General features: G+C 68.3%; 22 protein-coding genes. 14 read left to right on the top strand and 8 right to left on the bottom strand.

What is annotated here, in order from left to right; genetic code table 11:
• Window positions 1–118: 118 nt before the first annotated feature.
• The 9 genes from WG922_RS19295 to WG922_RS19255 all read left to right on the top strand — a co-directional run bounded on the left by WG922_RS19295 (window position 119) and on the right by WG922_RS19255 (window position 7216).
• Window positions 119–586 (top strand): ATP synthase subunit I, encoded by a 468-nt coding sequence (locus tag WG922_RS19295; RefSeq protein WP_340284503.1) that lies wholly within the window; start codon window positions 119–121, stop codon window positions 584–586.
• 7 nt (window positions 587–593) lie between these two features.
• Window positions 594–1460 carry a F0F1 ATP synthase subunit A gene (gene atpB / locus WG922_RS19290; RefSeq protein WP_340284502.1) on the top strand — a complete coding sequence of 289 codons (867 nt, stop codon included), beginning with the start codon at window positions 594–596 and terminating at the stop codon, window positions 1458–1460.
• 66 nt (window positions 1461–1526) lie between these two features.
• Window positions 1527–1775: a F0F1 ATP synthase subunit C gene (atpE, locus tag WG922_RS19285; protein ID WP_340284501.1), complete on the top strand. Its 249-nt coding sequence runs from the start codon at window positions 1527–1529 to the stop codon at window positions 1773–1775.
• A gap of 37 nt (window positions 1776–1812) precedes the next feature.
• On the top strand, window positions 1813–2283 hold the full coding sequence (locus WG922_RS19280; protein WP_340284500.1) for a F0F1 ATP synthase subunit B: 471 nt from the start codon (window positions 1813–1815) through the stop codon (window positions 2281–2283).
• Between the two features lie 16 nt (window positions 2284–2299).
• On the top strand, window positions 2300–2830 hold the full coding sequence (locus WG922_RS19275; protein WP_340284499.1) for a F0F1 ATP synthase subunit delta: 531 nt from the start codon (window positions 2300–2302) through the stop codon (window positions 2828–2830).
• 55 nt (window positions 2831–2885) lie between these two features.
• On the top strand, window positions 2886–4439 hold the full coding sequence (gene atpA, locus WG922_RS19270; protein WP_340284498.1) for a F0F1 ATP synthase subunit alpha: 1554 nt from the start codon (window positions 2886–2888) through the stop codon (window positions 4437–4439).
• A 17-nt stretch (window positions 4440–4456) separates the two neighbouring features.
• A complete protein-coding gene (atpG, locus tag WG922_RS19265) occupies window positions 4457–5323 on the top strand; it encodes a F0F1 ATP synthase subunit gamma (RefSeq protein ID WP_340284496.1) in 867 nt (288 codons plus the stop codon).
• A gap of 23 nt (window positions 5324–5346) precedes the next feature.
• Window positions 5347–6783, top strand: a complete 1437-nt coding sequence (gene atpD, locus WG922_RS19260) for a F0F1 ATP synthase subunit beta (RefSeq protein ID WP_340284495.1) — start codon at window positions 5347–5349, stop codon at window positions 6781–6783.
• A gap of 4 nt (window positions 6784–6787) precedes the next feature.
• Window positions 6788–7216, top strand: a complete 429-nt coding sequence (locus tag WG922_RS19255) for a F0F1 ATP synthase subunit epsilon (protein WP_340284494.1) — start codon at window positions 6788–6790, stop codon at window positions 7214–7216.
• A gap of 396 nt (window positions 7217–7612) precedes the next feature.
• Here WG922_RS19255 and WG922_RS19250 read toward each other — a convergent pair whose 3' ends face one another.
• The 3 genes from WG922_RS19250 to WG922_RS19240 are packed head-to-tail and all read right to left on the bottom strand — an operon-like array spanning window position 7613 to window position 9775.
• A complete protein-coding gene (locus tag WG922_RS19250) occupies window positions 7613–8131 on the bottom strand; it encodes a TPM domain-containing protein (protein ID WP_340284493.1) in 519 nt (172 codons plus the stop codon).
• Window positions 8131–9114 (bottom strand): TPM domain-containing protein, encoded by a 984-nt coding sequence (locus WG922_RS19245; RefSeq protein WP_340284492.1) that lies wholly within the window; start codon window positions 9112–9114, stop codon window positions 8131–8133. The genes WG922_RS19250 and WG922_RS19245 overlap by 1 nt, the downstream gene beginning before the upstream one ends.
• 31 nt (window positions 9115–9145) lie before the next feature.
• On the bottom strand, window positions 9146–9775 hold the full coding sequence (locus tag WG922_RS19240; RefSeq protein WP_340284491.1) for a LemA family protein: 630 nt from the start codon (window positions 9773–9775) through the stop codon (window positions 9146–9148).
• Window positions 9776–9890: 115 nt separating this feature from the next.
• Here WG922_RS19240 and WG922_RS19235 point away from each other — a divergent pair, with 115 nt between their 5' ends.
• Together WG922_RS19235 and WG922_RS19230 are read left to right on the top strand one after the other, a co-directional pair.
• Window positions 9891–10340 carry a YybH family protein gene (locus WG922_RS19235; protein ID WP_340284490.1) on the top strand — a complete coding sequence of 150 codons (450 nt, stop codon included), beginning with the start codon at window positions 9891–9893 and terminating at the stop codon, window positions 10338–10340.
• A 7-nt stretch (window positions 10341–10347) separates the two neighbouring features.
• A complete protein-coding gene (locus WG922_RS19230) occupies window positions 10348–11322 on the top strand; it encodes a YheT family hydrolase (RefSeq protein WP_340284489.1) in 975 nt (324 codons plus the stop codon).
• A 95-nt stretch (window positions 11323–11417) separates the two neighbouring features.
• Here the strand turns inward: WG922_RS19230 and mrdA are convergent, their stop codons facing one another.
• From mrdA to WG922_RS19210, 4 genes are read right to left on the bottom strand one after another with little or no spacing between them, the layout of a single operon-like run.
• Entirely contained in the window at window positions 11418–13541 is a 2124-nt protein-coding gene (gene mrdA / locus WG922_RS19225) for a penicillin-binding protein 2 (protein ID WP_340284487.1), read from the bottom strand.
• Window positions 13538–14056 carry a rod shape-determining protein MreD gene (gene mreD, locus WG922_RS19220; RefSeq protein ID WP_340284486.1) on the bottom strand — a complete coding sequence of 173 codons (519 nt, stop codon included), beginning with the start codon at window positions 14054–14056 and terminating at the stop codon, window positions 13538–13540. Before mreD ends, mrdA begins: the two co-directional genes overlap by 4 nt.
• The gene (gene mreC, locus WG922_RS19215) at window positions 14053–14970 is read right to left on the bottom strand and encodes a rod shape-determining protein MreC (protein WP_340284485.1); all 918 of its coding nucleotides are present in this window, start codon (window positions 14968–14970) and stop codon (window positions 14053–14055) included. The genes mreD and mreC overlap by 4 nt, the downstream gene beginning before the upstream one ends.
• 24 nt (window positions 14971–14994) lie before the next feature.
• Window positions 14995–16038, bottom strand: coding sequence for a rod shape-determining protein (locus tag WG922_RS19210; protein ID WP_340284484.1), 1044 nt, complete (start codon window positions 16036–16038; stop codon window positions 14995–14997).
• 197 nt (window positions 16039–16235) lie between these two features.
• On the opposite strand from WG922_RS19210, the gene gatC reads away from it, so the two are divergent.
• Genes gatC through gatB form a run of 3 tightly spaced genes read left to right on the top strand, consistent with a single transcriptional unit; the run spans window position 16236 to window position 19446 of the window.
• The gene (gene gatC / locus WG922_RS19205) at window positions 16236–16535 is read left to right on the top strand and encodes an Asp-tRNA(Asn)/Glu-tRNA(Gln) amidotransferase subunit GatC (protein WP_340284483.1); all 300 of its coding nucleotides are present in this window, start codon (window positions 16236–16238) and stop codon (window positions 16533–16535) included.
• Window positions 16532–18004 carry an Asp-tRNA(Asn)/Glu-tRNA(Gln) amidotransferase subunit GatA gene (gene gatA, locus WG922_RS19200; protein WP_340284481.1) on the top strand — a complete coding sequence of 491 codons (1473 nt, stop codon included), beginning with the start codon at window positions 16532–16534 and terminating at the stop codon, window positions 18002–18004. Before gatC ends, gatA begins: the two co-directional genes overlap by 4 nt.
• Complete coding sequence (gene gatB / locus WG922_RS19195) at window positions 18001–19446, top strand: Asp-tRNA(Asn)/Glu-tRNA(Gln) amidotransferase subunit GatB (RefSeq protein ID WP_340284480.1); 1446 nt, start codon at window positions 18001–18003, stop codon at window positions 19444–19446. The genes gatA and gatB overlap by 4 nt, the downstream gene beginning before the upstream one ends.
• Before the next feature lie 38 nt (window positions 19447–19484).
• Here the strand turns inward: gatB and WG922_RS19190 are convergent, their stop codons facing one another.
• Window positions 19485–20123, bottom strand: coding sequence for a DUF4124 domain-containing protein (locus WG922_RS19190; protein WP_340284479.1), 639 nt, complete (start codon window positions 20121–20123; stop codon window positions 19485–19487).
• Window positions 20124–20138 lie beyond the last annotated feature (15 nt).

Here is a 20138-nt window from a genome sequence, read left to right as displayed (position 1 = left end):
TCACCTATGTCCGCCAGAGCCATTGCCGTCGACTGGATGAGGCTGGCCGGAGGGCTGTGGTTTCTACCTATAATCAGAGGCTTTGTTGAATTTGAGGCCCCAGGCGCGGCCGCCGATCATGACGAAACCGCCCGCGCCTTCCTCCGATGAGCTCGCGTCCGACTCCTGGCACGAGCCGTCTTTTGAGCCGCTGAGCGCCGAACAGGCGCAACGGCTGCGCGAACAGCTTCCCCAGGTTTCTCCTTGGCGGGTGGTCGGGGCGCAGCTGGCGGTGGGGCCTGTGGCCGCGTTGATTGCCTGGGTCTCAGGGGCCGACAAGGCGATCGGCTGGTCGCTCCTGTATGGGGCCTGGGCCGTGGCGCTGCCCGCCGGGCTTTATGCGCGGGCGGTGGTTCGTGGTGCCGGCGCGGGCTTCCTGCTGTGGGAGCTGGTGAAGCTGGTGTTGACGGTGGCCTTGTTGGCCGCTGCGCCGAAAGTGGTGCCGGGGTTGAACTGGCTGGCTCTCGTGGCTGGCGTCATCCTGGCGACAAAGATGTATTGGGTGGCGCTCGCATGGATGCGGCGTCCGCGAAGAACTGGGAAATAAACGACTCATGGCTGCCGAAAACGCACCGACCGCAGGCGAGTACATCCGGCATCACCTGCAGCACCTGCAGATGAACTTCCAATTCGAGAGCGTCAAGCAGACCGCCATCGTCGACTTCAGTGTCTTCAATCTCGATTCGGTCGTGTACTCGCTGCTGCTGGGCGTCCTCGGCTGCTTCGTGCTGTGGCGCGGCGCGCGCCGGGCGACTTCGGGTGTCCCGGGGCGTTTTCAGGCGGCCGTGGAGATCATGGCCGAAATGGTCGAGACGCAAGCCAAGGGCGTCATCCACAACGAGAAGAGCCGCAAGCTGGTCTCGCCGCTCGCCCTGACGGTGTTCATCTGGATCTTCCTGATGAACTTCATGGACATGATTCCCGTCGATCTGATCCCCCAGGCCTGGCACGTTGCGGGCCCTGCAGCGGGGTTCCCCGACTACATGCGGGTCGTCGCCACGGCCGACCTGTCGACCACGCTGGGCCTGTCGGTCAGCGTGCTGCTCCTGTGCTTCTACTACAACATCAAGATCAAGGGACTCGGTGGCTGGGGCCACGAGCTGTTTACCGCGCCCTTCGGTGCCCACCCGCTGCTGTGGCCGTTCAACTTCCTCATGCAGGTGATCGAGTTCGTGGCCAAAACCGTCTCGCACGGCATGCGACTGTTCGGCAACATGTTCGCCGGTGAACTGGTGTTCATGCTGATCGCGCTGATGGGGGGTGCCTTCACCCTGTCGGCCACGGGCATCGGTCTGGCGATCGGCCACGTCATCGCCGGAACCGTCTGGACGCTGTTCCACATCCTGATCATCACGCTGCAGGCCTTCATCTTCATGATGCTGACACTCATCTATGTCGGCCAGGCCCACGACGCGCACTGATCGGCTCGGCGGTTCGGCTCAAGTTTCCCCTTCCCTTTCCTTTCCACTATCTACACAGGAGCAATCATGGAAAACATTCTCGGTTTCGTCGCGCTGGCTTGCGGCATCATCGTCGGCCTCGGTGCGATCGGCGCATCGATCGGCATCGCACTCATGGGCGGCAAGTACCTCGAGTCCTCTGCCCGCCAGCCCGAGCTGATGAACGAGCTGCAGACCAAGATGTTCATTCTGGCCGGCCTGATCGACGCGGCCTTCCTGATCGGCGTGGCCATCGCCCTGCTGTTCGCCTTCGCCAACCCCTTCGTCCTGGTTTGATCGGCGCACGCCCGGTCAGGACGGAAAGGACCATTCCGTGAACATCAACGCGACCCTGATCCTGCAAGCGATCGTCTTTGCGATCCTTGTCTGGTTCACGATGCGCTTCATCTGGCCGCCGATCACCAAGGCGCTGGACGAGCGCGCCCGCAAGATCGCCGAGGGTCTGGCCGCCGCTGACAAGGCCAAGGCCGACCTCGCGGCCGCAGACCGCCGCGTGGAGGAGGAGCTGGCCCGTGCCCGCACCGAGACCGCTGGACTGCGCGCCGACGCCGAACGCCGCGCCCAGGCGATCATCGACGAGGCGAAGGCCCGCGCGACCGATGAAGGCAACAAGATCATCGCGGCGGCGCAAGCCGAAGCAGAGCAGCAGGCCGTCCGGGCCCGCGAGGCGCTGCGCGCGCAGGTGGCGGCCCTGGCCGTCAAGGGCGCCGAGCAGATCCTGCGCCGCGAGGTCAACGCCAGCGTGCACGCCGAGCTGCTGGACCGCCTGAAGAACGAGCTGTAATCCAAGGACATCCGCCATGGCCGAACTCGCCACCATCGCCCGGCCCTACGCCGAGGCGCTGTTCCAGTCCTCGCAGGCCGATCTCGAAGGTGCCTCCCGGTGGCTGGACGCCCTGGCCGCGGTCGCCGCCAACCCGCAACTGCTGGATTTCGCCGGCAATCCCAAGGTCACCGACCAGCAGGTCTTCGACGTGATCACCGGGGTTGCCAAGCAGCAGCTACCGCTCGAGGCGCAGAACTTCCTGCGCACCGTGATCGAGAACGGCCGGCTCGAGGCGCTGCCGGAGATCGCCGTGCAGTTCCGCAACTTGCGCAATTCGCAAGGCGGCAGCTCCGATGCAGTGGTCCACAGCCCGTTCCCCATCGCGGCGGCGGCTCTGGCCGACCTCGCGTCGGTGCTCGAGAAGCGCTTCGGGCGGCGGCTGAACCTCACCGTCCAGGAAGATCCCACCCTTATCGGCGGCGTTCGCGTCGTGGTCGGCGACGAGGTGCTGGACACCTCGGTCAAGGCCCGCCTCGAGCAGATGAAGGCCGCCCTCACGGCCTGACCGTCGGCCGCCCCCGGCCGCAGGCAGTCCGCAACCCACTACAAAGGAAAGAGTCATGCAACTCAATCCCGCTGAAATCTCCGAACTGATCAAGAGCCGGATCGAGGGCCTGGGCGCCAGCGCCGACGTCCGCAACCAGGGCACGGTGATCTCCGTGACCGACGGCATCTGCCGCATCCACGGCCTGTCCGATGCGATGGCCGGCGAGATGCTGGAGTTTCCCGCCACGCCCGAGGGCGTGCCCACTTTCGGCCTGGCACTGAACCTCGAGCGCGACTCGGTCGGCTCCGTGATCCTGGGGCAGTACGAGCACATCTCCGAAGGCGACACCGTCAAGTGCACGGGCCGCATCCTGGAAGTGCCCGTCGGCCCGGAACTGATCGGCCGCGTGGTCAACGCCCTCGGCCAGCCGATCGACGGCAAGGGCCCGGTCAACGCCAAGCTGACCGACGTGATCGAGAAGGTCGCCCCGGGCGTGATCGCGCGCAAATCGGTGGACCAGCCGGTGCAGACCGGCCTGAAGGCCATCGACTCCATGGTGCCGATCGGCCGCGGTCAGCGCGAGCTGATCATCGGCGACCGCCAGACCGGCAAGTCTGCCGTGGCGGTGGATGCGATCATCAACCAGAAGGGTCAGAACATGACCTGCGTGTACGTCGCTATCGGCCAGAAGGCGTCCACGATCAAGAACATCGTGCGCGCGCTCGAGCAGGCCGGTGCGATGGACTACACCATCGTCGTCGCCGCCTCGGCTTCCGAGTCTGCTGCCATGCAGTACATCTCGGCCTACTCCGGCTGCACCATGGGCGAGTATTTCCGCGACCGCGGCCAGGACGCCCTGATCATTTATGACGACCTGTCCAAGCAGGCCGTTGCCTACCGCCAGGTCTCCCTGCTGCTGCGCCGCCCCCCGGGACGCGAAGCCTTTCCCGGCGACATCTTCTATCTCCACAGCCGCCTTCTCGAGCGCGCTGCCCGCGTGAACGCCGACTATGTCGAGGCATTCACCAAGGGTGAGGTCAAGGGCAGGACCGGTTCGCTCACGGCCCTGCCGATCATCGAGACGCAGGCTGGCGACGTGTCCGCGTTCGTGCCGACCAACGTGATCTCGATCACCGACGGCCAGATCTTCCTGGAGACCAGCCTGTTCAACGCCGGCATCCGTCCCGCCATCAACGCGGGTATTTCGGTGTCGCGCGTCGGCGGTGCGGCCCAGACCAAGCTGATCAAGAGCCTGTCCGGCGGCATCCGTACCGACCTGGCGCAGTACCGCGAACTCGCGGCCTTCGCCCAGTTCGCCTCCGACCTCGACGAAGCCACCCGCAAGCAGCTCGATCGCGGCGCCCGGGTCACCGAACTGCTCAAGCAGCCGCAGTACAGCCCACTGCCCATCTCTCTGATGGCCGCTTCGCTGTTCGCGGTGAACAAGGGCTACTTCGACGACATCGACGTCAAGAAGGTCCTGGCCTTCGAGTCGGGCCTGCACTCCTTCCTGAAGGACAAGCACGGCGCGCTGCTGTCCAAGCTCGAGAACGACAAGGCCATGGACAAGGACGCCGAAGCCGAGCTGACTTCCGCGATCCAGGCCTTCAAGAAGACCTTCGCCTAAGGCGCAGGGGAAGCACGATGGCTGCAGGAAAAGAGATTCGCGGCAAGATCAAATCGGTGGAAAACACCAAGAAGATCACCAAGGCCATGGAGATGGTCGCCGCCTCCAAGATGCGCAAGGCGCAGGAGCGGATGCGTTCGGCCCGGCCTTACAGCGACAAGGTGCGCAATATCGCCGTCAACCTCGGCGCAGCGAACCCCGAGTACACGCACGCCTTCATGCAGACCAACGAGTCGAAGGCGGCGGGCTTCATCGTCGTCACCACCGACAAGGGCCTGTGCGGCGGCATGAACACCAACGTGCTGCGTGCCGTCACGGGCAAGCTGCGCGAGCTGCAGGCGGCTGGCATCGACCCGCAGGCCGTCGCCATCGGCAACAAGGGACTCGGGTTCCTGAACCGGATCGGCGCGCGGGTCGTCTCGCACGTCACGCAGTTGGGCGACACGCCGCATCTGGACAAGCTGATCGGGCCGGTCAAGGTGCTGCTCGACCAGTACGCCGAAGGCAAGCTCAGCGCCGTCTACCTCTGCTACACCAAGTTCATCAACACGATGAAGCAGGAGCCGGTGGTCGAGCAGCTGCTGCCCTTGACCCGTGAGCGCATGCAGGCGGACGCGGGCCAGCATTCCTGGGACTACATCTACGAGCCGGACGCCAAGACCGTGATCGACGAGCTGCTGCTGCGCTACGTCGAGGCGCTGGTCTACCAGGCCGTGGCCGAGAACATGGCGTCCGAGCAGTCGGCGCGCATGGTGGCCATGAAGGCGGCGACCGACAACGCAGGCAATGTCATCGGCGAGTTGAAGCTGGTCTACAACAAGACGCGCCAGGCAGCGATCACGAAAGAGCTTTCGGAGATCGTGGCCGGCGCCGCGGCTGTTTAAAGATAACGAGATTGGAGCAACACATGGCTCAAGAGAACGCTCAAGTGACCGCCCGCGTTCAGGGCAAGATCGTCCAGTGCATTGGCGCCGTCGTCGACGTGGAATTCCCGCGCGACCGCATGCCGAAGGTGTACGACGCGCTCAAGATGGAGGGCACCGCCCTCACGCTCGAAGTGCAGCAGCAGCTGGGTGACGGCGTCGTCCGCACCATCGCGCTGGGCTCGTCGGACGGCCTGCGGCGCGGCAACATGGTCTACAACACCAACGGACCGATCACCGTGCCGGTGGGCAAGGCCACGCTCGGCCGCATCATGGACGTCCTGGGCAACCCCATCGACGAGCGCGGCCCCGTCGATGCCACCCTGTCAGCGTCCATCCACCGCAAGGCCCCGTCGTACGACGAGCTCTCGCCCTCCCAGGAGCTGCTGGAGACCGGCATCAAGGTGATCGACCTGGTCTGCCCGTTCGCCAAGGGCGGCAAGGTGGGCCTGTTCGGCGGCGCCGGTGTCGGCAAGACCGTGAACATGATGGAGCTGATCAACAACATCGCCAAGGCCCACTCCGGTCTGTCGGTGTTCGCCGGCGTGGGTGAGCGCACCCGCGAGGGCAACGACTTCTATCACGAGATGGCCGACTCGGGCGTCGTCAAGCTGGACAACCTGGCCGAGTCGAAAGTGGCCATGGTCTACGGCCAGATGAACGAGCCTCCGGGCAACCGCCTGCGAGTGGCGCTCACCGGCCTCACCATCGCCGAGTCCTTCCGCGACGAAGGCCGGGACGTGCTGTTCTTCGTGGACAACATCTACCGCTACACGCTGGCCGGCACCGAAGTGTCCGCGCTGCTGGGCCGCATGCCCTCCGCCGTGGGCTACCAGCCGACGCTGGCCGAGGAAATGGGTCGCCTTCAGGAGCGCATCACCTCCACCAAGGTCGGCTCGATCACGTCGATCCAGGCCGTGTACGTGCCCGCCGACGACCTGACCGATCCGTCGCCCGCCACGACCTTCGCCCACCTGGACTCCACCGTGGTGCTGTCGCGCGACATCGCGGCGCTGGGTATCTACCCCGCGGTGGATCCGCTCGACTCGACCAGCCGCCAGCTCGATCCGCTGGTGGTCGGCGAGGAACACTACGGTGTGGCGCGCTCGGTCCAGGGCACGCTGCAGCGCTACAAGGAACTGCGCGACATCATCGCCATCCTGGGCATGGACGAACTCGCGCCCGAGGACAAGCTGGCCGTGGCCCGCGCGCGCAAGATCCAGCGTTTCCTCTCGCAGCCCTTCCATGTGGCCGAAGTGTTCACCGGCTCCCCCGGCAAGTACGTGCCGCTGGCCGAGACCATCCGTGGCTTCAAGATGATCGCCTCCGGCGAGTGCGACCACCTGCCCGAGCAGGCCTTCTACATGGTCGGCACCATCGACGAAGCTTTCGAGAAGGCCAAGAAGCTGGCGGCGGGCTGAAGCCATGGTCGATACCACCCACACCATCCGCGTCGAGGTGGTCAGCGCCGAAGAGTCCATCTTCTCCGGCGACGCCCGCTTCGTAGCGCTGCCCGGCGAGGCCGGCGAGCTGGGGATCTATCCGCGGCACACGCCGCTGATCACCCGCATCCGCCCGGGCTCGGTGCGCATCGAAAAGGCCGACGGCACCGAGGAGTTCGTCTTCGTGGCCGGCGGCGTGCTCGAGGTGCAGCCCAGCACCGTCACCGTGCTGTCCGACACCGCCATCCGCGGCAAGGACCTGGACGAGGAAAAGGCCAACGAAGCCCGGCAAGCCGCCGAGGAAGCCCTCAAGAACGCCAAGAGCGATATCGACCTGGCCAAGGCCCAGTCGGAACTCGCCGTGATGGCGGCCCAGATTGCCGCGCTGCGCAAGTACCGTCAGAAGCGCTGAGCGGACACCAGGCAATAAGAAGCGCTAAAAACCGCGCACTCGGCCCCGGTCGCAAGACCGGGGCTTTTTTCCGTCCGCACAACGCGTGCGGATACGCAGCCATCTCGGCAGAGCCGCGGTGCAGGAGCTACGCCCGGCGAACACAACAATGCCGATGCACCGCCAGGTACGCCGCGGCAGATGCTCTAGACGTCGTTGCAGCCCGTATTCGCCGCATCCCGGTCTATCCGACGACGGCGTTCACCGAAAGCCGAGCGCAGCAGCAGGTGCTGCGCACCGCCGGTGCCGGGGCGTGCTGAAGGGTGTGCCCCGCCGACCACCGATCCGGCATCGACTGCGCTCCGACGCTTCGCCAGGCCACCCCCCGCAGCGTGAACGGTTTCGCCGGCACCTGCCTCACCCCAGCACCGGTGCGTCGGGCAATTCGTTCGGCCCGCCGCCCACGGGGCTGTCGGCAGGGAAGTGCTTCACCAGCAGTTCCTCGACCTCGCCCAGGGCCTGCAGCATCCCGTCCTCGATCCGGCCGGCGCGAAAGGCGTCGCGCATGTGGGCGAGCACCTCGCTCCAGTATTCCGCCGCAACCTGCCGCGACAACCCACGGTCCGCCACGATCTCGATCGCGTGCTCCGCCAGCAGCAGATAGATCAGCACGCCGTTGTTCTGCTCGGTGTCCCACACGCGCAGCTTGCCGAACACCGAGATCGCCCGCTCTCGCGCCGTGGCGTCGCGCCAGATATAGCTGTTCGGAAGCCCGGCTTCGACGTAGATGCGGATCTCGCCGGTATGCCGCGTCTCGCTGGCAGCCACCTGCGTTTCCAGGCGCCCCAGCAGCGCCGCGGGCATGGCCCGGTGCAGCCGGCCGTCCTCGTTCCAGCGATGGCGCGCCAGCCTGCCGATGCGGTGCAGCCAGCCCATCACCAGCCCCCCGAGGCGCCGCCGCCTCCGAAGTTGCCGCCGCCACCGGAGCGGAACCCGCCGCCACCTCCCAGGCCGCCGCCCCAGCCGCCGTGGTGGCGTGTGCCGCCCCAGCCCGGGCCGCCGAAAGGCGGTCCCCGGTGGCGCCCGATGCCGCGGCCGGCGGGGCCGCCCATGCCGCCGAGCAGCGCCACCAGCAGGCCCACCAGGCCCGCCAGCACCGCCACCACCAGGCTGGTCGTGACCACGAAGGCCAGCGCGCCCACGGCGCCGCCCGCGACGATCGAGCCGAGTGGCCGGCCGAACACCGCGCGCAGCACGCCGCCGGCCACGGGCACGGCGATGAACAGGAGCACGGCCAACTCCATCCAGTCGAAGCCGCCGGCGCGTGTGCCTGCGGCCGCCTGTGTCGGGGCCGGCAGCGCTTCACCCCGCACGTGCGCGCCGATGCGCCCCACGGCTGCGGCCAGGCCGCCGGCGAAGTCGCCCTGGCGAAATGCCGGCGTGATCGCCTCGTCGATGATCTGGCGGGCCCGCAGATCCGGGAGCGCGCCCTCGAGCGTCTTGGCCACTTCGATCCGCACGCGCCGGTCGTCCTTCGCCACCACGATCAGCACGCCGTCTCCGACCTCGCGCCGTCCGATCTTCCACTCGTTGGCCACGCGGTTGGCGTAGCTGAACAGGTCTTCCGGCTCGCTGGTGGGCACCATCAGCACGACCACCTGCGCGCCGGTCTCCTGCTCGAGCGCCGCGAGCTGCGCCTCCAGGGCCTGCTGCTGCGGCGGGGCCAGCGTGCCGGTGCGGTCCACCACCCGAGCCGACAACGGCGGCACCGGCTGCACGTCCTGCGCAGCGGCCTGCCCGGCGGGCAGGCACATGCAGGCAATCAGCAACAGGAATATGGACAGCAGGCGCCCCAGAGCAGGCGGCTGCGCAGCGAAGCGCGCGTCGCCTGCGTGCGAGATTCCGCGCAAGAGTGCCATGGGCGCCGAGTCTGGCCTGCCGGGTGCCGCCTCAGCGGGTGGTGGCACCCGGGTTCGCCGGCGCGCCGGTGCCGAAGTCCACCCGCGGGGGCGTTGCCATCTGCGCCTCGTCCTGCACGGCGAAGTTGGCCTTGGGCTCGTAGCTGAACGCCATGGCCGTGAGGTTGGTGGGGAAGCTGCGCGCCAGGACGTTGTACTCCTGCACGGCCTGGATGTAGCGGTTGCGCGCGACGGTGATGCGGTTCTCGGTGCCTTCGAGCTGGACCCGCAGGTCGCTGAAGCCCTGGTTGGCCTTGAGTTCAGGATAGCGCTCGCTCACCGCCATGAGCCGGCTCAGCGCCGACGAGAGCTCGCCCTGGACCTGCTGAAAGCGCTGGAACGCCTGCGGGTCGTTGAGCGTCTCGGGCGTGACCTGCACCGAGGTCGCCCGTGCCCGCGCCTCGATCACCCGGGTGAGGGTTTCCTGCTCGAATGTGGTCTCGCCCTTGACGGTCTCGACCAGGTTGGGCACCAGGTCGGCGCGCCGCTGGTACTGGTTGAGCACCTCGCTCCAGGCCGATTTGGTCTGCTCGTCGAGCCGTTGGAAGTCGTTGTAGCCGCAGCCGCTGAGCGCGAGGACGGCGGCGAAGACGGCGGCGAAGTGGGCGAACCAGCGTTTCATGGGGCGTGCACCGGGGGAGCGGCAGGGGTAGATGGTGGGAGGCGAGGTGGCGAAAACAGTAGCACAGTTGCGCCAGCCGCGGGCCGGCCCGGATTGCCGGCACAATCGCCTCGCCATGCCCAGGAACAAACTCCAGGCCGCCCACCTCGAGGGCAATGCGGACGAGGTGGAAGCGGCCTTCTACGACGCGCTGCGGCGCGCCGACATCGAGCAGCTGATGGCCTGCTGGGCCGACGAGGACGAGATCGTCTGCGTCCATCCCGGAGGGCCCCGCGTGGTGGGCGCTGCCGCGATCCGCGCCACCTTCGAAGCCATGTTCGCCAATGGGAGCATCCGAGCCCGCCCGCAGCAGCTGCGCAAGCTCGAATCGGTCGGCAGCTGCGTGCACCACCTGATCGAACAGGTCGAGGTGCTCACGCCACAGGGGCCGCGCGAGGCCTGGGTGATCGCCACCAACGTCTACCACCGCACGGCGCAGGGCTGGCGACTGGTCGCGCACCATGCGAGTCCCGGCACTCCCGGCGAACTGCAGGAGGTCTCGCTCGCGCCACAGATCCTGCACTGATCCCGGCATGGAGTACACGGCGCCCTGGTGGCTGCCCGGCGGCAATCTCCAGACCATCTGGCCGGCGCTTTTCGCTCGGCGCACCTGGGACGGACCGGTCACCTACCGCCGGGAACGGTGGCCCACGCCCGATGGCGACTTCGTCGATCTCGACTGGCTCGCCGGCAGCGCCGGCGCCCTTCCCGATGCCCCGCTGCTGGTCCTGTTCCATGGGCTGGAGGGGTCTTCGCGCAGCCACTATGCCGAAGCGTTCGCCGACTTCGCGCGCGGCCAGGGCCTGCAGTTCGTGGTGCCGCACTTCCGCGGCTGCAGCGGCGAGCTGAACCTGGCGCCGCGCGCCTACCACTCGGGCGATTACGAGGAGATCGGCTGGCTGCTGGCGCGCTTGCGCGAGCGGCACGGTCAGCCGGTTCTGGCCGTGGGCGTCTCGCTGGGCGGCAACGCGCTGCTGCGCTGGGCCGCCGAGGCTGGCAGCGCGGCGGGCAGCTGCGCCCGGGCCGTGGCAGCGGTGTGCGCGCCGCTCGACCTGGCGGCCGGCGGGCGTGCCATCGCCGCCGGCTTCAACCGCCTCGTCTACACCGGCATGTTCCTGCGCAGCATGAAGCCCAAGGCCCTGAAGAAACTGGCCCAGCACCCCGGCCTGTTCGACCGCGAAGCCCTGCTGGCTGCGCGGGACCTGTACGCCTTCGACAACATCTTCACGGCACCGCTGCACGGCTTTCGCGACAGCGACGACTACTACGCCCGCGCCTCGGCCCGTGGCCACCTGCACCGCATCCGCATACCGGCGCTGGCGCTGAACGCCCGCAACGATCCTTTCGTGCCCGCCGACAGCTTGCCCGGCGCACGCGAAGCGGGCGCGCAGGTGCGGCTGTGGCAGCCGGCGGCTGGCGGGCACGTAGGTTTCCCGAGCGGGCGCTTGCGCGGCCACGTGCGATTCATGCCGGAGCAGGTCGGGCGCTGGCTGCTCGCGGCGCAGTAAGGAGGCCGGTCGCCGCAGTGGTGCCGCTGCGCACCGAGGCTGGCGCAGCGGCCAGGAGGTGCGAGGCCCCAAGCTCCCGGCCCGCGCGCACGGGTCTACCGGCGTTCGGGCGTGGTGCGAACCGGCTGGCGCGAGGCGTTGCGAGGAGCCGCTTGCGCCGCGGCGCGCGCCGGTGCTGCCGCGGCCGACGCGCGGGTGGGGACCACGGCCGCAGGAGCAGGCGCTGGTGGCGCTTGTGCGGCGGCCAGTGCCGCCGCTGCGGCCGCCGCCCCGGGCGGCCACGCGACTTCCGCGGCCGGGCGCGGCTTGCCCAGCGGTGCGCCCGCCAGCCCCTTGCGCAGCGCAGCCAGGTCTTCCTCGCTCGGATAGAGGCCGGCGACCCAGTAGTCGAACACGCGCCGAGCGATCGGCGCGGCGGCGGCGGCACCGAAGCCGGCGTTCTCGACCACTACGGCCAGCGCGATGCGCGGGTTCTCCGCCGGCGCGAACGCCATGTAGAGGGAGTGGTCACGCTGGTGTTCCTCCAGCTTGGCGGCGTCGTACTTCTGTCGCTGCCCGATGGTGACCGCCTGCGCCGTGCCGGTCTTGCCGCCCGAGAGGTAGGGCGCCCCCGCGAACACCCGGGTGGACGTGCCTTGCTGGGTCACCCCCACCATGGCGCGGCGGATCACCTCCACGTGCTCGCGCCGATAGCCGAGATCGACCGCGGGCTCGGGCGCGACCTGGGTGGTCTGGTGCGACATCGGGTCCTGGGTGGCGATCACCAGCCGCGGCCGGTGCTTGATGCCGTTGTTCACCACGGTGGCGGTGGCATGCGCCAGCTGCAGCATGGTGAAGCTGTTGTAGCCCTGGCCGATGCCCAGCGAGATCGTCTCGCCGGCATACCACTTCTTCTGTTCGGGCCGCTTGTAGTAGCGCCGCTTCCACTCCTGGCTGGGAAGCACGCCGCGCACCTCGCCGCCGATGTCGATGCCGGTGAGCTGGCCGAACCCCAGCGGTTTCATGAAGTCGTGCATCGCATCCACGCCCAGGTCGTTGGCGAGCTGGTAGTAGTAGACGTTGCTCGACTTGACGATGCTGGCGTGCATATCGACGGCGCCCAGCCCGTGGTCGCCGTGGCTGCGGAACACGTGGCCGCCGAACGACCAGGAGCCGCCGTCGTGGATCACCTGTCCTGCGGTGCGCTTGCCCGTCTCGAGCGCCGCCAGTGCCATGAAGGGCTTGTAGGTGGAGCCGGGCGGGTAGGTGCCGCGCAGGGCCCGGTTGAGGAGGGGCTTCTCGAGCGACTCGTTGAGCGCCTGCCAGCTCTCGGTGTCGATCCCATCGACGAACAGGTTGGGATCGAACGTGGGTTTGGAGACGAAGGCCAGCACCTCGCCGTTGCTCGGATCGATCGCCACCAGCGCGCCGCGTCGCTCGCCGAACATCTGCTCGACCAGGTGCTGCAGCTTGATGTCGATCGACAGCATCACCGTGTTGCCGGGTGTCGCCGGCAGGCTGGCCAGCTTGCGCACCGCGCGCCCGCCGGCCGAGGTCTCCACCTCCTCGACGCCCGTGGCGCCGTGCAGCTGGCGCTCCAGGCTCTGCTCGATGCCGAGTTTGCCGATGTACTCGGTGCCCCGGTAGTTGGCCTGCTCCTCCTCGTCCCACTCCTCCATCTGGCGCTTCTCGGACTGGTTGATGCGCCCGATATAGCCGATGACATGGCTGCCCAGCTCGCCCCAGGGGTAGTTGCGGAACAGCCGCGCGCGGATGTCCACCCCCGGGAAGCGGAAGCGCTGCGCGGTGAATCGCGCCACCTCTTCGTCGCTCAGCTTGGTGCGGATCGGCAGCGACTCGAAACTCTTGGATTCGTCCAGGAGCTTCCTGAACCGGCGGCGGTCGCGCGGCTGGATGTCCACCACGGCAGCCAGTGCGTCGATGGTGTCCTCCAGCGGCGCGGCCAGCCGCGAAGGCGTGATCTCCAGGGTGAAGGCCGAGTAGTTGGTGGCCAGCACGATGCCGTTGCGGTCCAGGATCTGGCCGCGGTTGGGCACGATGGGCACGACCGCCGTGCGGTTGGCCTCGGCCCGCTCGCTCAGCGCCTCATGGCGCACCACCTGCAGCCAGGCCAGCCGCGCGGCCAGCAGCATGAAGCACGCCAGCACCACCACGCTGGCCACCAGCACTCGCACGCGAAAGCGCGAGAGGTCGGCTTCGATGTTGCGCAGCTCGGTCACAGGGGGCGATTCTCATCGGGGTCCGGGGCGCGGCGCTGCGGCGCCAGCAACACGATGCTCACGATGGGCCACAGCAGGCATTCGATCACGGGGGCGAGTGCCACCGCAAAGCCGGGAAAGACGCCGCCCGCGAGCAGCCGGATCGCCAGTTCGATGGCGTGCGCGGCGGCGAACAGCGGCAGCACCTGCAGTGCCTGCGAGGGCACCGAGAACCACAGCAGCCGCCGGTGGATGGTGATGGCGAAGTAGCTCAGGGTGGTGTAGCTCAGGGCGTGCTGGCCGAGCAGGGCCGCCTGGTGCACGTCCATCGCCAGGCCGAACATGAATGCGGTGGCCACCCCCACGCGCAGCGGCTGGTGCACGCTCCAGAACACCAGCACCACGGCCAGCAGGTCGGGCATCCAGGCCAGGCGCCCGAGCGGCAGCATGTTCACCAGCAGGGCCAGCAGCAGGCTGCTCCAGATGAACAGTGGGTTGGCCGGCAACAGCAGCTGCTGGCCCGGGCGCATGATCATCGTGCGGCTCCCCGGCGTCCTGCGGCCACTTCATCGCTCGGGCGCGTGGGCATCTGGCCCGCCACCGGCTGCAGGATCATGATGTGGCGCGCCCCCGCGGCGAGCGCCTCGGGCTGGGCCGAGATGCGTGAAAAGGCCGAGTCGGCCCGGCGCTCGACCTTGGTCACGCGCGCCACCGGCAGCCCGGACGGGTAGACGCCGTCCACGCCGCTGGTGGTGAGGAGGTCGCCCTGCTGCACGTCCGCATCGGACGGCATGAAGCGCAGCTCGAGCGCGCCGCCGTGGGTGCCGGAAGGATCGCCATAGACGACGCTGCGCACACCGCTGCGGGCGTTGAGGACCGGTGTCGCCTGGTCGCGGTCGGTCACGAGGGTGACTTCGCTGACCAGCGGGTGCACCCGGGTGACCTGGCCGAGCACGCCGGATTCGTCGGTGACCGGCGAGCCGGGCTGCACGCCGTGCGCCATGCCCTTGTCGACGACGACCTTGCGGGTGTAGGGATCGGCGGCGTCGTACAGCACCTGGGCGGCCATGGACGGCGTGCTCAGGCGCTCGCGCAGCTCCAGCAGCTTGCGCAGTCGCTCGTTTTCCAGTGTGAGCTGCTCGACCTGGTAGGCGCGCTGCGCCAGCTCGGCGAGCCGCGCCCGCGCCTGCGCCTCGCCGGCCTGGGCACTGGACAGGTCCTGCAGATAGCCAGTGGCAGCCTGCACCGCCAGCACCGGACGCATCGCCAGCCACTGGGCCGGGTACAACACGCCCGCCACCGCGGAGCGCACCGGCTTGGCGATTTCGAAGCGGGTGTCGGCGACCATGAGGAACAGCGCGAGAGCGCTGCACACCATCAGCTTCGAGAGGGCCGACGGGCCCTGCTTGAAGAAGGGGGGAGGCGTTCTGTCCAGCGTACCGAGCGGCATCGCTGTCCTTTGCGGGAGGCGGGGTTACTCGCTGGTGAAGATCGAACCCAGGCGCTCCATGCGCTCCAGGGCGATGCCACAACCGCGCACCACGCAGGTCAGGGGGTCTTCTGCAACCAGCACCGGCAGGCCGGTTTCCTCGGCGAGCAGGCGGTCGAGGTCGCGCAGCAGGGCGCCGCCGCCCGTGAGCATCATGCCGCGCTCGGCAATATCCGCGCCCAGTTCGGGCGGCGTGCTCTCCAGCCCGTTCTTGACGGAGGACACGATGTTGTTCAGCGGGTCGGTCAAGGCTTCGAGGATCTCGTTGGACGAGATGGTGAACGAGCGCGGCACGCCCTCGGAGAGGTTGCGGCCCTTGACCTCGATCTCCTTGACTTCGCTGCCGGGAAACGCGGAGCCGATGCTTTTCTTGATCATCTCGGCGGTGGGCTCGCCGATCAGCATGCCGTAGTTGCGGCGGATGTAGCTGATGATGGCCTCGTCGAACTTGTCGCCGCCGACGCGCACGCTGCCCTTGTAGACCATGCCGCCCAGCGAGATGACGCCCACCTCGGTGGTGCCGCCGCCGATGTCCACGACCATCGAGCCGGACGCTTCGGACACCGGCAGGCCGGCGCCGATCGCGGCGGCCATGGGTTCTTCGATCAGGTACACCTCGGAAGCGCCGGCGCCCAGGGCGGATTCGCGGATGGCGCGGCGCTCGACCTGGGTGGAGCCGCAGGGCACGCAGATGATGATCCGGGGGCTGGGCTTGAGCACCGAGCGCGGATGGACCATCTTGATGAACTGCTTGAGCATCTGCTCGGTGACGGTGAAGTCGGCGATCACGCCGTCCTTCATGGGCCGGATGGCCTCGATGTTGCCGGGCACCTTGCCCAGCATCGCTTTCGCTTCGTGGCCGACGGCCTGGATGGTCTTCTTGCCTTGCGGGCCGCCTTCGTGCCGGATCGCCACGACCGAGGGTTCATCCAGCACGATCCCTTTGCCGCGGACGTAGATCAGGGTGTTGGCGGTGCCCAGGTCGATGGCCAGGTCCGTGGAGAAGTAGCGTCGGAAAGCTCCGAACATCAGGAAGTCCTCGTGATTTGCGAAAGCGGCCGCTGTTGCGGCCGTTGCAGTGGAAGCCCCGGGAAAAGATGGCGCCAGGGCGCGCTCCAGGCCGGGTCATCCGAAGGCGGGATAATACCTGATCCCCTGTGAACAACCGCCCGCGCAAGGGCCTGCCCGGCCCCTCGCGGCTGCAATATTTCCTGCCCTGATTGCCCATGGCCCTCACCCCCGACGACATCGGCCGCATCGCCCACCTGGCGCGGCTGGAACTCGAGCCCTCCGAGCGCGAACGGATGCTGGCGCAGATCAACGGCTTCTTTGGCCTGGTCGAGCGCATGCGCGCCATCGACACCAGCGGGGTCGAGCCGCTGGCGCACCCGGTCGCTGCCTTCGAGGACGTGCAGCTGCGCCTGCGTGAGGACGCGGTGGGCGAGCGCGACGAGCGCGACGCGATGCAGCGCAGCGCCCCGTCGGTCGAGCGGGGGCTGTTCCTCGTGCCCAAGGTGATCGAATGAGCGTCGCACCCCACCAAATGACCCTGTCGGACCTCGCCGCCGCCTTGCGCGCGCGCGAGTTCTCGGCTCAGGAAGTGGCGCGTCACTTCCTGGTGCGCGTCGAGCGCCACGCGGGGCTCAATGCCTTCCTGGCCACCGATCCGGAAGCCAGCCTGGCCCAGGCGCGTGCGGCCGACCAGCGGCTCGCGGCCGGAGAGTCCGCACCCTTGCTGGGTGTTCCCATCGCGCACAAGGACATCTTCGTCACCCGCGACTTCCCCACCACCGCCGGCTCCCGCATGCTGGCGGGCTACCGCTCTCCCTTCGACGCGACCGTCGTGCGCCGCCTTGGCGAAGCCGGCGCGGTCACGCTGGGCAAGCTCAATTGCGACGAATTCGCCATGGGCTCGTCCAACGAGAACTCCGCGTTCGGCGCGGTGAAGAACCCCTGGGACGTCGAGCGCACGCCGGGGGGATCGTCAGGCGGCAGCGCTGCGGCCGTCGCTGCGGCCCTGGTGCCGGCGGCAACCGGCACCGACACCGGCGGTTCGATCCGCCAGCCGGCGTCGTTTTGCGGTATCACGGGCATCAAGCCGACTTACGGGCGCGCCTCGCGCTACGGCATGGTCGCCTTCGCCTCCAGCCTGGACCAGGCCGGCCCCATGGCCCGCAGCGCGCACGATTGCGCGCTGCTGCTCTCGGCCTTCTGCGGTCCCGACCCGGACCGCGACTCGACATCCCTCGACACACCGGCCGAAGATTTCAGCCGCGGTCTCGACGCACCCCTGGACGGGCTGCGCATCGGGGTGCCGCGCGAGTTCTTCGGCGAGGGGCTGGCGGCGGACGTGCGCGCCGCCATCGATGCCGCGCTGGCGCACTACCGCAGGCTCGGGGCACGGTTGGTCGATATCAGCCTGCCGCTGACCGAGTTGTCGATTCCGGTCTATTACGTCATCGCCGCCGCCGAGGCGTCGTCCAATCTCTCCCGGTTCGACGGCGTGAAGTTCGGCCACCGCGCGGCGAAATACACCGACCTGCTGGACATGTACAAGAAGACGCGTGCCGAAGCCTTCGGCGACGAGGTCAAGCGCCGCATCATGATCGGCACCTACGTGCTCTCGCACGGCTACTACGACGCCTACTACCTGCAGGCCCAGAAGATCCGCCGCATGATCGCCGACGATTTCCGCCGCGCCTTCGCCGAGTGCGACCTGATCGCCGGACCGGTCGCGCCCACCGTCGCCTGGAAGCTGGGCGCCAAGTCGGACGACCCGGTGGCCAACTACCTGGCCGACATCTTCACCCTTCCGGGCTCGCTGGCCGGCCTGCCGGGCATGAGCATTCCGTGCGGCTTCGGGGAGGGCGGCATGCCGGTGGGCCTGCAGCTGCTCGGCAACTATTTCGGCGAGGCGCGGCTGCTGAATGCCGCGCACCGCTTCCAGCAAACGACCGACTTCCACACCCAGGCGCCAGAGGGGTTCGAAGCATGAGCACACTGATTCGGGGTTATGAGGTCGTGATCGGCTTCGAGACGCACGCCCAGCTGTCCACCCGCTCCAAGATCTTCAGCCGTGCGGCCACCACCTTCGGAGCCGAGCCGAACACGCAGGCCAGCGCGGTCGATCTGGCGCTGCCGGGCACCCTGCCCGTGATGAACCGCGGCGCCGTCGAGCGCGCCATCGCCTTCGGCCTGGCCGTCGGGGCGCAGATCGCTCCGCGCAGCGTGTTCGCCCGCAAGAACTACTTCTATCCCGACCTGCCCAAGGGCTACCAGATCAGCCAGTACGAGATTCCGGTGGTGCAGGGCGGCGTGGTGGAGTTCTACCTGGATCAGGAGAAAAAGCAGGTGCGCCTGGTGCGCGCCCACCTCGAGGAGGACGCGGGCAAGTCGCTGCACGAGGATTTCGTCGGCATGTCCGGCATCGACCTGAACCGCGCCGGCACCCCCTTGCTCGAGATCGTGACCGAGCCCGATATGCGCTCCTCGGAAGAAGCCGTGGCCTACGCGCGCGAGCTGCACAAGATCGTCACCTGGATCGGCATCTGCGACGGCAACATGCAGGAGGGCAGCTTCCGCTGCGACGCCAACGTGTCGGTGCGCCGACCCGGCGCGCCGCTGGGCACCCGGCGGGAGATCAAGAACCTCAACAGCTTCAAGTTCATGCAGCAGGCCATCGACTACGAGCTGCGCTGGCAGATCGAGGAGCTGGAGGACGGGCGTGCGATCGAGCAGGCCACGGTGCTGTTCGACCCGGACACGGGCGAGACCCGCGCCATGCGCACCAAGGAAGACGCTGCCGACTACCGCTACTTCCCCGATCCCGACCTCCCGCCGCTGGTCATCGCGCCCGCCTGGGTGGAGCAGGTGCGAAGCGCGTTGCCTGAGCTGCCGCGGGCCATGGCGGCACGGTTCGTCGCGGACTGGGGACTGCCCGAATACGACGCGACCACCCTCACCCAAAGCAAGGCGATGGCGGCCTACTTCGAGGCCACGGCCCGAACCTGCGGCCAGCCCAAGCTCGCGAGCAACTGGATCATGGGCGAGGTCTCGCGCCGCCTGAACGCCGGGGAGATAGGCATCGATCAGGCGCCCGTTGCGGCGCCGGCCCTGGGCGCGCTGATCGCCCGTATCGCGGACGGCACCATCTCGAACAACGCGGCGCGGCAGGTGTTCGAATCCCTCTGGTCGGGCGAAGGCGCCGACGTCGATGCGATCATCGAGTCCAAGGGGCTCAGGCAGGTGAGCGATACCGGCGCGCTGGAAAAGATCGTCGATGACGTGATCGCGGCCAATCCGGACAACGTCGCGCAGTTCAAGGCGGGCAAGGACAAGGCCTTCAACGCCCTGGTCGGCCAGGCCATGAAGGCCAGCAAGGGAAAGGCCAATCCGGCCCAGGTCAACGAGCTGCTGCGCAAGAAGCTGTCCGGCTGACGCGGGCAGTGGCGTGCGGAGGGAGGGTGCGCGCCCCCTCAGCGAACCGTCGGCGTCGCTCCGGCCGCACCCCACAGCCGGTTCAGGTGGCGCTGCATGTCGTCGAAGCGCTCGTTCACCCGCTGCATCTCCAGCTTCTGCTCGGCGATGAAGCGTTCCTGGGCCTGCAGCTGCTGGTCGTTCTGGTCCAGCGACTGCCGCAGGGTTGCCGGCATGCGGGACGGGTCCCGCGCATAGAAGGAAGCCTCGTTTTCGAGCTTGCGGCGCTCGGCGAGCAGGTCTGCGGCGCGCTGGTGGGCCGTTCCCACGATGTCCTCGAGCGTCGCCAGCGCCGCCGCGCGTTCGCGGTCCAGCGTGTCCTGGGTGGGATAGCGGGTGAGCAGCGCCTTGGTGCGCTGGCGCTGCTCGATTTCGCGATTGCGCTCCTCCGTTTCGCGGCGCGCAGCCTCCTGCAGGGCGGCGCGCTCCGCCGCCGTGTAGGAGGGGCTGAGCCGGCCGCGCAAGGTGCCGCTCGGGTTCAGGATGCGCTGCTCGCGGTCGATGCATTCCAGCAGCGGGCGGTCGGAGGTGTGGCGCCGACCGGACGCATCGGTGCAGGTGTAGATCGTCTGCGCCATGGCCGGGGCCGACAGCGCCAGCGCTGCAACGGCCACGGCCGAACGTTGTCTGAATCCCACCGCGCGTGTCCTCTT

Source organism: Ramlibacter sp. AN1015 (assembly GCF_037726105.1).
Lineage (GTDB): Bacteria > Pseudomonadota > Gammaproteobacteria > Burkholderiales > Burkholderiaceae_C > Ramlibacter.
Note: the sequence above shows the minus strand (reverse complement) of the source record. Positions and strands in the feature narration are given on the sequence as shown.